Source organism: Vibrio sp. 1-2 (7-a) (assembly GCF_013048515.1).
Lineage (GTDB): Bacteria > Pseudomonadota > Gammaproteobacteria > Enterobacterales > Vibrionaceae > Vibrio > Vibrio diabolicus.
The window spans coordinates 1,121,834-1,139,134 of record NZ_VHSQ01000001.1; the positions used below are offsets into that span (position 1 = coordinate 1,121,834).

Genomic DNA, 17,301 nt, shown 5'->3' on the forward strand with positions numbered 1-17,301 from the left:
ATGAAACACATAACTCTTATTGCACTCTCATTGATGATTTCGGCATGCAGTTCATCCGATAAAGGCGATGAATATGATTATATTGATACGCCAATTGCCGATCAGTGGGCTGATCATATAGATGATGATTCTGATGGAGTCATTAATGAGCGCGATTTGTGTCCGGGTACTCCTTTAGGTGCCGAGATAGATAACGATGGCTGCGGTTCGTATGTCGACTCCTCGCAAGAAATGCAAATTCGAGTTCTGTTCGCGAACGATTCCGACGTGATCAATCCTATCTTTACACAACAAATTCGTGAGTTGTCCGACTTCTTGAAGGAGTACCCAAATACGTCTATCGAGATTCAGGGCTATGCTAGTCGGACTGGTACTGCAGAGCACAATCTCGACTTATCCAAGCGCCGCGCTGAGAACGTTAGAAAAGAACTCATGAAGAATGGCATTAGTGGGGATAGAGTCACCATTGTCGGCTACGGAGACACAGTACTTGCAACACAAGGCACCGACCAAGTGAGCCATGCGTTGAACCGTCGAGTCACCGCAACGGTGATTGGCCACAAAGGTGAAGTGAAGAAAGAGTGGACCGTTTTCACGACACTTCCTAAGAGCTAACATCGCGATGAACTGAGTTTAAAAGTAAAAGGTCTAGCAAAATGCTAGACCTTTTTTGATTTTCAATTTCACCTGTGGCTAGACATGCTACATGTCTTTGTATTGCGCTTCTAAACTTGCAATCAGACTTTGAGTCACATCATCGACACTTGCACCATCAAAATGGATGTCCAATGTCGAGCCACCTTTCGTAATACTCAAGTTCGCTTCCGAGCCGCCATCTGGTGCCACTTCTACGTGATACTCTCCGACATCACCAGTATGATCACCGGACTGAAGATCAGTAAGAAGCTCACCAACTTCATCTTTTGATAAGTCATCAAACAGATCGGAGAAGTCTAAAGTATCCTCATCTTTGTTGAAATCAGTAACCGTATCAACCTCGTTGGTCACTTCACTCCACTTAAAGATGTCAGAGCCCTCATCTCCCGTTAAGATATCATTACCCAAACCACCAATCAGAATATCATCACCTTCACCACCAACGAGTATGTCGTTGCCACCCTGACCAAACAGTAAATCGTTGCCAGCACCACCAGATAAGTTATCCGACTTATCACCTTGGTGAGATTGGTTGAATTCTTCTAAGTTATTTTTAACGTATTCATGGATGTCTTCACCATCAATGGTAGAAACATCTTGACCCGTTTGCTGTGCCACATGTGATTGAATCGCACTCAAACCTTGCTCATTACCGCCAAATTCAATTAAATCACCCAGCAAGATATCGTCACCTTCTCCACCCTGAATAGCGTCTGAGCCTTGTTTTAGGGGCACATCTTGACCCAATATCGTTTCAGCAAGTTTAGTAACATCGATATCTGACTCTACCACACCATCAGTGTCATACTGCTTAAGTGTCTGTTCATCAACACCACTACCAAGACCTATCGACTCTACTGAAGACAATGCTGCTAACACTTGATACATATGTTGAGCTTGTGTTGAGCTGCCACTTTCATCGTAGTAACGGATAGAACCATTATATCTGTCGATATCACCAAGGGTTCTGCCTGTTAGCGGTGAATATACCTGACCGTAACTATCTACAACGACGTCACCTTTGTAGGTAACCGTCTGTCCGTATGAATAACTACTGTTACTAACTATATCTTGCAGGGTAACAAGCTTGCCAGAATCATCGACATCCAAAATCACTTTCGAGAATTCATTCGGCGCTAAATGATAGAGATGCGTTGCTCTATTTGGTTGACCATCAGTAACAAAGTACGTGATATTTTGGCCATCAGGGTTAGGTTGACTGCTAAACCATTCAACAGCTGACTGTAAACCCGCCTCATAGTTTGTGCCGCCGTCACCCTCATCACCTATAGCACTATTCAGTTCTTTTACAAACTCATCTCTTGCTGTTGGAGAACTCAAGTCAACGGAAATAACTGCTGACGCACTTGAAGCAAACTCACTGAGGTGAATATTCACTGTTCCAGGCTTCTCACCCTGATTTGCAGCGCTTAACAGTTCATCAAACACATCTAGCACTTCTTGCTTCGCAGTTCCTACCCAGTTACCCATGCTCCCTGAAGTATCCAAAACAAAGGCGATGTTGTAGTCCTGACCCGCAATAATCTCCAATCCTTGGACATCGCCAACAATAATATCGTGATCGTCACTGCCCGTTATCTGATCGTTCCCATGTGAACCCGACTCTAGAACATAGTCACGAGCTGTAAGCGCAACAGACTCTGTTGTTGAAGCGGCATCATTATTTGCTTCTTCAACCGACGTCGCGGTAACGCTTAGTGGGAACTCTAGACTACCTTCATAATCAAACGGTACTCTGATATCTAAAGAGACCTTACCGTTAGCATCCAGAGTGACAAGGTAATTACCGTTTGCGTCCTGATTAACGGCATGTCCATCGATATACAGCTCTACACCATCCGGCAAACCTTCCACAAAAACAGTTTGCGCCAAGCTTTCACTTCCATCGACATCAACCAAATCAACGTTAATATCAACGGGAATCCAACGCTCTTGAAGCACTTCATAGGTACCGTCGGGCTTCAATTCAACGACTTTGTCTGCAAAAACAATTCGTTCAATTTCATATAAGTGATCACCACGATCATCACTACCTGTGTGGTCGTTTACCGAATCGATAGAACGATTATCTAGCAAAATCCAATATGGAACTTGACCTCCATGATCGTCTTTGAAGGTCATTTTGTAGTCACTGAAGTTTCCAGTTAAGTAAACCGTATCTTGGCCATCATAATCTGTAATAGTGGACGCATCATCACCATAGAAAGAGTCGTTATTACCACCGCCAATAAATACGTCATCACCGCCGCCACCGTAGAAGGTGTCATTGTAATCAGTCCCAACGAATAAGCTATCGGTATCACTTCTGTCGTTGTTGTCTCCTAGCATCACTCCGGCGTATGAGTGATTTTTTTGCACAACATCATCCAAACCAAGATCAGCAGCGACGAGTTCATTCTCTGTAGGCGTTTTATCTATCGCAGAAGTAGCTAAGTTGTGATTAGGATCAACAGCATCTCTTTTTACTAACTCTCCCACATTAATCGTGATCGCAGGGGCATCTGCAACTGCGACAACGTTGATATCAAGCGTATTTGTTGCGCCAGTATTTGTGGTGTAACTAATTAACGGAACATCACCTGACCAGTGCTCGGTAGGTTCAAATACGTAACTACCATCTTGGTTTACTAATAAAGTGCCACTGGTCAAAGATACATTTTCACCTACCGCATAGTCAGTGCCATTAATAGTAATGTGATCAACCATCAGAAGGTTGTCGTCATCAGAGTCATTACGCAATACGTTACCCTGTAGCGAATTATCTTCGTTGGTCTTCCCAATATCACTTTCCGTTTCCGTCGGTAAGTTCTCATGTACTACAACATTGATCGCCAAGTTAGATTCTGCTGAATCACCATTCGCGCGTTCTGTACTCGTTGCCTTCAAATTGATTGTGAAGTCATCATGGGAGCCCGCTGGTGGAGTCACTGTAAGTGTATCTAATGCCCAACTTGTCACGTCCAGTTCTTCATCAATGGTTGCTACAGTAATAGAACTGTTTCCATCTGAAAGGATCGCACCTACAGGTAAGCCAGTTAGCGTGACTTTAAGTGATTCAGAGCCATCTGTATCATTTAAGCTTGCTTTAATTTCAGAGAGCGGTATCGCTGTATCTTGTAACCCTTCGTTCAGCTGATATGTTTCGTAAAACGCAACACCATTAACTTCTTGTAGTTCAGACGTTCTGATATCAGTTGCTTCTAGTGCACTTTCATCACTAACTACGTAAAGACTACTATTGCTCAGATTGACAGGCGCTTGTCCATTAATGGATACATCCACATTAAAGTTACCCGGACCACTTTGGTTATGGTGATAGATTTCAATTGGATAAAAGCCAGATACCGAAGGGGTAAAGCTAGCACCCTTAATATCACCACTGTCGCTACCCCAACGAGCTTGATCAAGTAACGTACCACCCAACTTGATAGCAAGGCTATCATCTGCTTGGCCAACAAAGTCGTAACTCGAACCAGCTTCGAGATAAACAAGAGATGTGACTAGAACGGCCTCATTTGCCAAGGTTGCATGAGTCCCTAAATCTTCCACATTTGACCAACTAAATTGAGTACCATCTGCTGCATCAAGAGCGTTGATCGCTGCAATTAGAGTCTCTCCGCTGACCCCCATGCCATTACTAGAACCAACTTGAACATTGCTCCATGTTGTAACGTTAAACTCTTGTTGGGGTAATGAGTTCTCGTGCGTCACTGCGATTAAGTTCGGTTTATCAGCGATAGGGTTTACGTCTATTGTCAGTGTTGACTCTTGACCGGTACTCTGTCCATCTGTTGGTTTAAAGCCAATTTGAGCGTAACTAGACTCCTGATCTCCGACTTGATTTCCGCCGAAACTGTCACTGCCAGACTCATTTAATTCAGGTACAAAACGAACACTGTTTTCATCAAAGAGCGATTTATCAAGCACTTGATGGATTTGGACAGACTGCCAATCGCCTTGCGAATCTTTATACTCTAATGACCCATCGCTAGGAAGCGTTGTGATTTGGACGGAGAGCTCTGATACGTTAGAGTCCACATCGCTAATACCGAATGATGACCAATCAAGCATCACTTGGGTATCTTCACTCATCTCAACCGCGGAAGGCGAAGATTCAGGAGCATCATTCACATTTACCAGAGAAACATTGACCTCGGCAGTATCAATCCCGCCAGTTCCATCGATAACCTCAACCTGAAGCGTATAATCGCCCAAGTCAACATCATCGATTGTCTTGTTCAATGAAATCTCTCCGCTTGTCGGGTCGATATCAAAAATACCATTAGTGGTCGAGCCATCTGCAAAGCGGTATACAAGCACGTCATTATCGTGATCTTCAGCAACGACCGTACCAATAATGGACCCACTCACCGTGTTTTCGTTAACTGACCCGAAGTCGTAAACATCATCATTTGGTTTGTCACCAGCACTATCGCCGCCAGAAATAAACTCTGGAGCGTGCTGAGCATCTATAATAGAGACTGTTGCTTCATTCGAGTCACTTGCAAGCGTCGAATCTGCACCAACCGTACCAATTAGAGTCACAGTTAGGTTTTCAAGATCTTCGTAAATACCATCATCGAGAGTTTTTATATCAATCGGCGCCGACGTTTTACCCGCTGGAATCGTGACTGTGTACGTACTTGGAGCAATATAATCTTTGTCATCAACATTCCCGCCGATTGTGAATGTTACCAGCACATCTTCATCTGCTTTTTGATCAATGTTGACGATAAATTTTGCATCACTACCTTCATCAACTGAGGATTGATCTGAGCTAATAGTCACTTTCGGTGCACTTTGGGCATCAACGATCACAACACTTGCGCTGTTATTTGAAGCAATGCTCGCATCAGCGCCATCCACCTCTTTAATGGTTACTGTGAAAGATTCTGCGCCCTCATAAATACCATCGGTGAGCGTCAGTAAGTCAAGAGCAGCTGAAGATTGACCCGCAGGAACTTCAACACTCAGAACGCCAACAAAATCTTTTCCATCTTGGGCCACGCCACTATATTCGACATGAACCGTAACGCTCTCATCTGCAACTTTATCAAGTGTCAGCGTAAAGCCTGCCGTTTCACCTTCATTTACGCTGTTTTGATCGGCACTAATACTAACTAAAGGTGCAGGATCAGAATCCACAATATTTGCGTTACCAGTTGCAATACCATTACTGGTGACACTACCGATTTCCGTAACCGTCAGACCAAAGCTCTCATCACCTTCATGGACATTATCTAGTTTGGTCGGAACTGCGACTTTAATTTCAGCGACACCTGGAGGTATAGTAACGTCTCCATTAGGCGCTATATCTAATGTTTGAGTTTGACCATGAGTATCCACATAGGTCACTACCATAGTGCCTAGATCAACATCTTCCGCAGTATAGCTATCATTTGTTGTTGACTTCAGATTGACGACAACGGCCTCTTGAACAGGGTTAGAGAGTAAAACGGTAAATATTGCGTCAGTTCCTTCAATGACATCGCCGGCATCTACTACGCTAAGTTCTGAACTATCATTATCAAGAACTGTTGCCGTCCCCGTTTCACCGCCGAGCTCAAGAACGATCGTTTCGCTGCTTTCCACAACCAAATCATCAATAGTCGGAATCGATATTTCGAAGCTACTTATACCTGCAGGAACAATCAAGTAACCACCTAAGAAAACAACACCATTTGTGTAGGTTGCATTCGATAGATTTACGTCATTCTTATCAACTGAAGAACCTTGAGCAAGCATATCAACTTGGTACTTAACAGCAGTACTGGTGACTTCATCTAGAACAACCGAAAACGTGACATTGTCACCCTCAATCACGCTATCACCGACCACAGACAGACTTGGCCCATTTTCAGCAACATTACCATCTAGCATTTCATTAACGATATTGACTGTAGATGGATCGCTAACGCCACTTTCAGAGTCGACGGCCACATATCCAAAGCTGTCTTCGGCAGGAACACCTTCTACATAACGTAACTCCCAGTTACCTTCATTTTTCGTAGAAAAATCTAACTGAGTAATGACCGAACCTTCAGGAAGAGCTAGATCTTTCCCATAACCAACGCTTGTTTCTTGGAATAGCATGAAGTTGCCTTCAGGCTTCAAAAACTCGAACGTTTGAGTCTGTTGGACATTATTTGAATCTAAGTATGTAACCGTAATAAGCGCTGCGTTGTCATCACCGTAATCAAACAATCCACCTAGTCCATCTAGTCCAAGGTTTACGCTGCCCACAGGGTTATTAGACAAATCGATCGTAATCGTTTCACCTTTCTCAATACCCTGCCCATCATTGTCAGCGATACCATTGCCGATGTGTGACACCTGGCGGTTGTATTGCGCAAGCTCATCGCTATCAGAAGAAATGGTGATAGAGGCTCCATTTGCTAAATGCTCAGTACGGGAATGTGATGGACCACCATCTTCACTTAATCCCCAGTTATTGAAATCTGTTGTAGATTCCGAGCCATTAGGCGTATTTGGACGATCTTTGATACCTAAGAAGAAGCCAACATTATCAGCTTCATAGTAAAGGCTGTCTTTGTCATAAAGCGTATCGCTTACTTCTTTAATTTCGTGCAACTCACCATCACTATCTTTAAAGAACAACGTACCTGAGGTTGGCAGTTCAGTAATTCGGACATGTAGATCGTTGCCTTTTAAGTCGTCTTCAACATCCGCGATATGATCTTGAGAGTCACCGCTACCCAGAGGTTTCGTATCGGTATCAAACACAACGTGCGTAAGCTGATCATCGGCCACATGCGTAAAGTCTTCACTGTCAGGTTTGTCGTTTACTGGCGTGACATCAACTTTAACAATGGTGAATTCACTGACACCACCAGAGGTGACGATATAGGTGAAGCTGTCTGTACCGTGGTAGTTGTCGTTTGGCGTGTAGGTTACGCTGCCGTCAGGGTTGACCGAGACCGTGCCGTTAGCTGGGCCTTTATTGGTATCAAGCGACACTACTTTATCGTCGCCATCAAACGTGTCGTTACCTAAGACCTTGATGATAGTTGACGTGTCTTCAACAACCGTCGCTTTGTCTGCCACGATGTCCGCCACAGGCGCAACCGTAAAGTTCACCGTTTGGCTAATACTCTCGCCGCTTGGATCGGTGGCAGTAAAGGTTAGGATTTCTGAGCCGTTCCAGTCTGCCGTTGGTGAGATGGTCGCGATGCCATTTTCAATCGAAACCAACACGTTGCTGTTGCCGAACACTGAGAAGCTAAGCACGGAGTCGCTGTCTTTAAATACGTCGTTTAAATCAATCGTGTAGGTCGCGAAATCTTCCGATAACACTTGATCTGTAATGGCATTATCAACTGTTGGCGCATCGTTAACACGATTCACAACCAAGCTATCACTGTCGCTAGCCGTTGGATTAACACCATCCGACACTGACGCGCTGATAGTCAGGTCTTTAAGGTTGAGTTCATCGTTGTTAACCGCGTCAACACCCGCTTGAGTTAGCTTGACTTCATTGCCAACCAACACGAAGTAGCCGTTTGAGTTGTTCTCTAAAGAAACGGTTAATTGGTCTTCTGGCGTATCAGTATCACGAACCGTTAAGGTTGCGACTACCGTATCAGTGCTCACTGCATCTTCAGTGATGCTTTCTACGGCATCAACTTTGATAGTTGGCGCATCGTTTACTGGGTTAACGCTAACTACCACTTTCGCTTCGTCGGTCAATTGACCATCCGTTACGATGTAGGTAATTTCAGCGTCGCCATTGAAGTTTTCTGCAGGAGTGAAAACGAGTTTTCCATCCACCACTTCAACCGTACCCTGCTCTTTAGGTACAGAGGCTGATTCAATACTCAGCTTATCGTCATCCACATCAGTGTCGTTTGGCAGAACATCAATAGTAACTGCGGTGTCTTCTTGTGTCGTAGCGATGTCATCTTTCGCCACTGGCGCGTCGTTGACCGGCGTCACATTGACTTCAACGGTAGTGAATTCGGATACACCGCCTGATGTCACGACATAAGTGAACGTATCTTTGCCGACGTAGTTGTCATCTGGTGTGTAGGTCACCGTGCCGTTGTTATTCACAATGACGGTGCCATTTTTAGGACCATTATCGGCGTCCAAAGACACCACTTTATCAGTGCCTTCGAACGTGTCGTTACCTAAGACGTTAATGATGGTTGGTGTGTCTTCGACTACATCCGCACTATCAGCCTCAATGTCAGCTACTGGTGCTACCGTAAAGTTCACCGTTTGGCTAACGCTTTCACCGCTTGGGTCTTTAGCTGTGAACGTAATTGTCTCTTTGCCATTCCAATCCGCAGTCGGAGTGATGGTAGCAACACCATTCACAATAGAAATTTGGATGTTGTTATTGCCAGAGACTGAGAATTCTAGCGAGGAATCGGAATCTTTGAATACTTCATTCAAGTCGATCGTGTATGCATCGAAATCTTCCGATAACACTTGATCTGTAATGACATTATCAACTGTTGGCGCATCGTTAACACGATTCACAACCAAGCTATCACTGTCGCTAGCCGTTGGATTAACACCATCCGACACTGACGCGCTGATAGTCAGATCTTTAAGGTTAAGTTCATCGTTGTTAACTGCGTCAACACCCGCTTGAGTCAGCTTGACAGCATCGCCAACCAACACGAAGTAACCGTTTGAGTTGTTTTCTAAAGAAACGGTTAATTGGTCTTCTGGCGTATCAGTATCACGAACCGTTAAGGTTGCGACTACCGTATCAGTGCTCACTGCATCTTCAGTGATGCTTTCTACGGCATCAACTTTGATAGTTGGCGCATCGTTTACTGGGTTAACGCTAACTACCACTTTCGCTTCGTCGGTCAATTGACCATCCGTTACGATGTAGGTAATTTCAGCGTCGCCATTGAAGTTTTCTGCAGGAGTGAAAACGAGTTTTCCATCCACCACTTCAACCGTACCCTGCTCTTTAGGTACAGAGGCTGATTCAATACTCAGCTTATCGTCATCCACATCAGTGTCGTTTGGCAGAACATCAATAGTAACTGCGGTGTCTTCTTGTGTCGTAGCGATGTCATCTTTCGCCACTGGCGCGTCATTGACTGGTGTGACATCGACGTTCACCGTGGTGGACTCCGATACCCCACCGGACGTGACGATGTAGGTGAAGCTGTCTGTACCGTGGTAGTTGTCGTTTGGCGTGTAAGTCACGCTGCCGTCAGGGTTGACCGAGACCGTGCCGTTGGCTGGGCCGTTATTGGTATCCAGCGACACCACTTTGTCGTCGCCTTCGAACGTGTCGTTACCTAAGACCTTGATGATGGTCGCCGTGTCTTCCACAACCGTCGCTTTGTCTGCCACGATGTCCGCCACTGGCGCAACTGTGAAGTTCACCGTTTGACTTACGCTTTCACCACTTGGGTCTTTAGCTGTGAACGTAATTGTCTCTTTGCCATTCCAATCCGCAGTCGGAGTGATGGTAGCAACACCATTCACAATAGAAATTTGGATGCTGTTATTGCCAGAGACGGAGAATTCTAGCGAGGAATCGGAATCTTTGAATACTTCATTCAAGTCGATCGTGTATGCATCGAAATCTTCCGATAACACTTGGTCTGCAATGACATTTTCAACAATCGGTGCATCATTAACACGATTCACAATCAAACTATCACTGTCGCTAACCGTTGGATTAACACCATCCGACACTGACGCGCTGATAGTCAGGTCTTTAAGGTTAAGTTCATCGTTGTTAACCGCATCAACACCCGCTTGAGTTAGCTTGACTTCATTGCCAACCAACACGAAGTAACCGTTTGAGTTGTTTTCTAGCAACACCGTAAGCTCATCTTCTGGCGTATCAGAATCAGCGATTTCCAACGTCGCCACTACCGTATCCGTGTTCACTGCGTCTTCAGTAATGCTTTCCACGGCATCGACCTTGATGGTTGGCGCATCGTTTACTGGGTTAACGGTAACGGTCACCTTCGCTTGATCAGTCAGCACACCGTCGGTGATGGTGTAAGTGATCTCAGCATCACCATTGAAGTTTTCTCCCGGAGTGAAGACGAGTTTTCCATCCACCACTTCAACCGTACCCTGCTCTTTAGGTACAGAGGCTGATTCAATACTCAGCTTATCGCCATCCACATCGCTGTCGTTTAGCAGGACATCAATCGTCACTGGTGTGTCTTCGTCAGTAATCGCCGTGTCATCCTTTGCCACTGGCGCGTCGTTGACCGGCGTCACATTGACTTCAACGGTAGTGGATTCAGACACACCGCCTGATGTCACGACATAAGTGAACGTATCTTTGCCGACGTAGTTATCATCTGGTGTGTAGGTTATCGTGCCGTCGTTGTTTACGATGACGGTGCCATTTTCAGGCCCCTTATCGGCGCCCAAAGACACCACTTTATCAGTGCCTTCAAACGTGTCGTTACCTAAAACCTTGATGATGGTCGGCGTATCTTCCACAACCGTCGCGCTGTCTGCCACGATGTCCGCCACAGGGGCAACTGTGAAGTTCACGGTTTGACTAACACTCTCGCCGCTTAGATCGGTGGCGGTAAAGGTTAGTGTTTCTGAGCCGTTCCAGTCTGCCGTTGGGCTGATGGTAGCAATACCATTCTCTATTGAGACATTTACATTGCTATTACCAGAAACGCTGAAGCTCAGCTCGCCATCAACGTTATCCACATCGCTGAAGGCCGTATTCAGATCGATCGTGTATGGCGTGAAGTCTTCTGCCAAGGTTTGGTCTGCGATGCTGCTTTCAATCACAGGCGTGTCGTTTACCGCATTCACCGTGACTTTGACCGTCGCTTGGTCAGTCAGCGAACCATCCGTAACGGTGTAAGTGATTTCGGCATCGCCATGGAAGTTCTCAGCCGGTATGAACACCAACTTGCCATCAACAATTTCAACCTTACCTTGCTCTTCAGGTACGGACGCCGATTGGATAGACAGCTTATCGCCATCAATATCGGTGTCGTTTGGCAGGACATCAATTGTCACTGGTGTGTCTTCGTCAGTAACAGCGGTATCATCTTTTGCCACTGGCGCATCATTCACTGGTGTGACATCGACGTTCACCGTGGTGGACTCTGATACCCCACCAGACGTAACAATGTAGGTGAAACTGTCTGCCCCGTGGTAGTTGTCGTTTGGCGTGTAAGTCACGCTGCCATCCGGATTGACCGAGACCGTGCCGTTGGTTGGGCCGTTATTGGTATCAAGCGACACCACTTTGTCGTCGCCGTCAAACGTGTCGTTATCTAAGACCTTGATGATGGTCGCCGTGTCTTCCACAACCGTCGCTTTGTCTGCCACGATGTCCGCCACAGGCGCTACCGTGAAGTTCACCGTTTGACTGACGCTCTCGCCGTTTGGATCGGTAGCAGTAAACGTTAGGATTTCTGAGCCGTTCCAGTCTGCGGTTGGTGAGATGGTCGCGATGCCATTTTCAATCGAAACCAACACGTTGCTGTTACCGGCTACTGAGAAGCTAAGCACGGAGTCGCTGTCTTTAAATGCGTCGTTTAAATCAATCGTGTAGGTCGCGAAATCTTCCGATAACACTTGATCTGTAATGGCATTATCAACTGTTGGCGCATCGTTAACACGATTCACAACCAAGCTATCACTGTCGCTAGCCGTTGGATTAACACCATCCGACACTGACGCGCTGATAGTCAGGTCTTTAAGGTTGAGTTCATCGTTGTTAACCGCGTCAACACCCGCTTGAGTTAGCTTGACTTCATTGCCAACCAACACGAAGTAGCCGTTTGAGTTGTTCTCTAAAGAAACGGTTAATTGGTCTTCTGGCGTATCAGTATCACGAACCGTTAAGGTTGCGACTACCGTATCCGTGTTCACTGCATCTTCAGTGATGCTTTCTACGGCATCAACTTTGATAGTTGGCGCATCGTTTACTGGGTTAACGCTAACTACCACTTTCGCTTCGTCGGTCAATTGACCATCCGTTACGATGTAGGTAATTTCAGCGTCGCCATTGAAGTTTTCTGCAGGAGTGAAAACGAGTTTTCCATCCACCACTCCAACCGTACCCTGCTCTTTAGGTACAGAGGCTGATTCAATACTCAGCTTATCGTCATCCACATCAGTGTCGTTTGGCAGAACATCAATAGTAACTGCGGTGTCTTCTTGTGTCGTAGCGATGTCATCTTTCGCCACTGGCGCGTCATTGACTGGTGTGACATCGACGTTCACCGTGGTGGACTCCGATACCCCACCGGACGTGACGATGTAGGTGAAGCTGTCTGTACCGTGGTAGTTGTCGTTTGGCGTGTAAGTCACGCTACCGTCAGGGTTGACCGAGACCGCGCCGTTAGCTGGGCCTTTACTGGTATCAAGCGACACCACTTTATCGTCGCCTTCGAACGTGTCGTTATCTAAGACCTTGATGATGGTCGCCGTGTCTTCCACAACCGTCGCTTTGTCTGCCACGATGTCCGCCACAGGCGCAACCGTGAAGTTCACCGTTTGACTTACGCTTTCACCACTTGGGTCTTTAGCTGTGAACGTAATTGTCTCTTTGCCATTCCAATCCGCAGTCGGAGTGATGGTAGCAACACCATTCACAATAGAAATTTGGATGCTGTTATTGCCAGAGACTGAGAATTCTAGCGAGGAATCGGAATCTTTGAATACTTCATTCAAGTCGATCGTGTATGCATCGAAATCTTCCGCTAGCACTTGATCTGCAATGACGTTATCGATAGTCGGTGCATCGTTAACACGATTCACAACCAAGCTATCACTGTCGTTAGCCGTTGGATTAGCACCATCCGACACTGACGCGCTGATAGTCAGATCTTTAAGGTTAAGTTCATCGTTGTTAACCGCGTCAACACCCGCTTGAGTCAGCTTGACTTTATCGCCAACTAAGACGAAGTAACCGTTTGAGTTGTTTTCTAAAGAAACGGTTAATTGGTCTTCTGGCGTGTCAGTATCACGAACCGTTAAGGTTGCGACTACCGTATCAGTGCCCACTGCGTCTTCAGTGATGCTTTCTACGGCATCAACCTTGATGGTTGGCGCATCGTTCACTGGATTAACGGTAACGGTCACCTTTGCTTCATCGGTCAATTGACCGTCCGTTATGATATAGGTGATTTCAGCGTCACCATTGAAGTTTTCTGCCGGTGTGAACACCAGTTTGCCTTCAACAATCTCGACTTTACCTTGTGCTTCAGGTACGGACGCAGATTGAATCGACAACTTATCGCCATCCACATCAGTATCGTTTGGCAGGACATCGATCATCACTGGTGTGTCTTCGTCAGTAACAGCGGTATCATCTTTTGCCACTGGCGCATCATTCACTGGTGTGACATCGACATTCACCGTGGTGGACTCTGATACCCCACCTGACGTGACGATGTAGGTAAAGCTGTCTGCCCCGTGGAAGTTGTCGTTTGGCGTGTAGGTTACGCTGCCGTCAGGGTTGACCGAGACCGTGCCATTAGCTGGACCGTTATTGGTATCCAGCGACACCACTTTATCGTCGCCTTCGAACGTGTCATTACCTAAGACATTAATGATGGTTGGCGTATCTTCCACGACTGTCGCGCGGTCAGATTCAATATCCGCCACAGGTGCAACCGTGAAGTTCACCGTTTGGCTAACACTCTCGCCGCTTGGGTCGGTGGCTGTGAACATCAACTCTTCTGAGCCGTTCCAGTCCGCGGTTGGGCTGATGGTCGCAATACCGTTCTCTATTGAGACATTTACATTACTATTACCAGAGACGCTGAAGGTCAGATCGCCATCCACATCGCTGAAAGCGGTATTTAGATCGATGGTGTATGGTGTGAAATCTTCCGCCAAGGTTTGGTCTGCGATGCTACTTTCAACTACAGGCGTGTCGTTCACGGCATTCACGGTGACGTTGACCGTCGCTTGGTCGGTCAGCGAACCATCGGTGATGGTGTAAGTGATTTCAGCGTCGCCATTGAAGTTTTCTGCCGGTGTGAACACCAGTTTGCCATCAACGATCTCTACTTTACCTTGCGCTTCAGGAACAGACGCCGATTGGATCGACAACTTATCGCCATCCACATCAGTATCGTTTGGCAGAACATCAATCGTGACAGCGATATCTTCTTGTGTTGTTGCCGTGTCATCTTTCGCCACTGGCGCATCGTTCACTGGCGTGACATCGACGTTCACCGTGGTGGATTCACTGACGCCACCGGAGGTGACGATGTAGGTGATTTCAGCGTCACCATTGAAGTTTTCTGCCGGAGTGAAGACGAGTTTTCCATCCACCACTTCAACCGTGCCCTGCTCTTTAGGTACAGAGGCTGATTCAATACTCAGCTTCTCGCCATCAATATCGGTGTCGTTTGGCAGAACATCAATCGTCACTGGCGTATCTTCGTCAGTAACAGCGGTATCATCTTTTGCCACTGGCGCATCGTTGACTGGCGTGACATCGACGTTCACCGTGGTAGACTCCGATACCCCGCCGGACGTAACGATGTAGGTAAAGCTGTCTGCACCGTGGTAGTTGTCGTTTGGCGTGTAAGTCACGCTGCCGTCAGAATTGACCGAGACCGTGCCGTTAGCTGGGCCTTTATTGGTATCAAGCGACACTACTTTGTCGTCGCCTTCGAACGTGTCGTTACCTAAGACGTTAATGATGGTTGGCGTGTCTTCCACGACCGTCGCTTTGTCTGCCACGATGTCTGCCACAGGCGCTACCGTGAAGTTCACCGTTTGACTGACGCTCTCGCCGCTTGGATCGGTGGCAGTAAAGGTCAGCGCTTCTGAGCCGTTCCAGTCTGCAGTTGGAGTGAACGTAGCAATCCCATTGACGATTGCCACTTGAATGTTGCTATTACCAGAGACACTGAAGCTCAGCTCGCCATCTACGTTATCCACATCGCTGAAAGCGGTATTTAGATCGATGGTGTATGGCGTAAAGTCTTCTGCCAAGGCTTGGTCTGCGAGGTTGCTTTCAACCACAGGCGTGTCGTTCACCGCATTCACAGTGACGTTAACCGTCGCTTGGTCGGTCAGTGCACCATCGGTCACGGTGTAAGTTATTTCGGCGTCGCCATGGAAGTTCTCAGCCGGTGTGAACACCAACTTGCCGTCAACAACCTCAACCTTACCTTGTGCTTCAGGTACGGACGCTGATTGGATAGACAGCGTATCACCATCAATATCGGTGTCGTTTGGTAGGACATCAATCGTTACTGAGGTATCTTCCTCTGTAATTGTTGTGTCATTAAGGGCAATAGGCGCATCGTTAACTGAGTTTACTGTTACCGAGACTTGAGCTTCATCCTCTAGCTCACCATCTGAGATAGTGTAGCTAATAGTTGCATTACCATTGAAGTTTTCAGCCGGAGTGAAAACAAGCTTACCATCGACAATCTCAACGATACCTTGCTTTTCTGATACAGAAGCAGAAGTAATGGATAAATCGTCACCTTCAATGTCACTGTCGTTAGCGAGCACATCAATTACAACCTGGGAATCTTCGTCAGTTTGAATCGCATCGTTAGTCGCTATTGGCGCGTCATTAACAGGCTTAATATCTAAATTAGCAGTGCCATTAATAACACCCCCATCGTCATCAATGATGTCATAGGAGAATGACACTTCAGTATCATCATCAGCTTCTGGGATATAAGTCCAAGATCCATCGTTGTTATCAATTAAAGTGCCATTCCCACTCTCAATAGTGACGTTTGTAACGATAAGAGTATCAGCATCGTCAATATCGACATTCGATAGTAATTCTTCGGTAGTTATCGTGATGGGATCGCTATCTTCTTCGATAGCGCTTAATGTCACTGGAGAATTAGTAAGTGCTTTATTTGAGCCATCTCCACTGGTTTCTATATTTATTGCGAAAAAGTCATTTAAGGTCAACGCTTGTGTTTCAGATAAACCGAGGGATTCCAAGCCAATAGTTTCAAAATTTGTTGAGGCCAGTACTTCAGTGCCATCCCGTGCAATCGTGGCACTATTTTGTAAACTTGAACCACTGTTTTCACCCGCAGCTGGCGCGAGTTCTTCATCAACTATAGAAGGGTCTTGACCTTGCTCAATAGCACCAATAATTCGTGCCACATCATCAGAAATATCTTTTGAGCCTTGCTCTTCAGTTAGTTGAATGTTCAAATTTAGAGGTGCAGCATCTGTCGTTGCCACTACCACTTCACCAGGTAGGGGCTGTTGTCCTTCTGTTAGGACTCTCAGCTCCCCATCTAAACCTATTACGACGACTTGATTACCGAGTGACACTAACGCTGTACGATCCATATAAATCTTAACCCTAAATAACTGTCAAGTTTTTGACTAACAATACTAATTTGCTATATATTGCCTGATTATATAGTGCAATAACAGCAATTTGATGCTCAATTAAGTAATTATGTGTCATACATCAATAGGAGTCTAGGCGCATATCTGTCTTGTTTTAATAAAAGCCACTCAACTCTTGTTAAACATCAATTTAACTTTAAAATCGGGATCCTTATTCAAAATTTAGACCCACCAAATGAATTGATTTATCAAGAATGAAACAAATGAACAATGAATCAACAGGTTACTTCATCGTGTATTAATGTTATTGTGCGCTAAATTATTGACGCCCTTATAGGTATC

General features: G+C 46.0%; 2 protein-coding genes. One reads left to right on the forward strand and one right to left on the reverse strand.

Going from position 1 to position 17,301, the window contains the following annotated elements; all coding sequences use genetic code 11:
* Entirely contained in the window at window positions 1-615 is a 615-nt protein-coding gene (locus FKN08_RS04980; protein WP_047010374.1) for an OmpA family protein, read from the forward strand.
* A gap of 87 nt (window positions 616-702) precedes the next feature.
* Here the strand turns inward: FKN08_RS04980 and FKN08_RS04985 are convergent, their stop codons facing one another.
* On the reverse strand, window positions 703-16,956 hold the full coding sequence (locus FKN08_RS04985; protein ID WP_170891453.1) for a tandem-95 repeat protein: 16,254 nt from the start codon (window positions 16,954-16,956) through the stop codon (window positions 703-705).
* Window positions 16,957-17,301 lie beyond the last annotated feature (345 nt).

Coding starts and splice junctions, on each gene's coding strand:
- FKN08_RS04980 (WP_047010374.1), top strand. CDS start 1: ATGAAACACATAACTCTTATTGCACTCTCATTGATGATTTCGGCATGC.
- FKN08_RS04985 (WP_170891453.1), bottom strand. CDS start 16,956: ATGGATCGTACAGCGTTAGTGTCACTCGGTAATCAAGTCGTCGTAATA.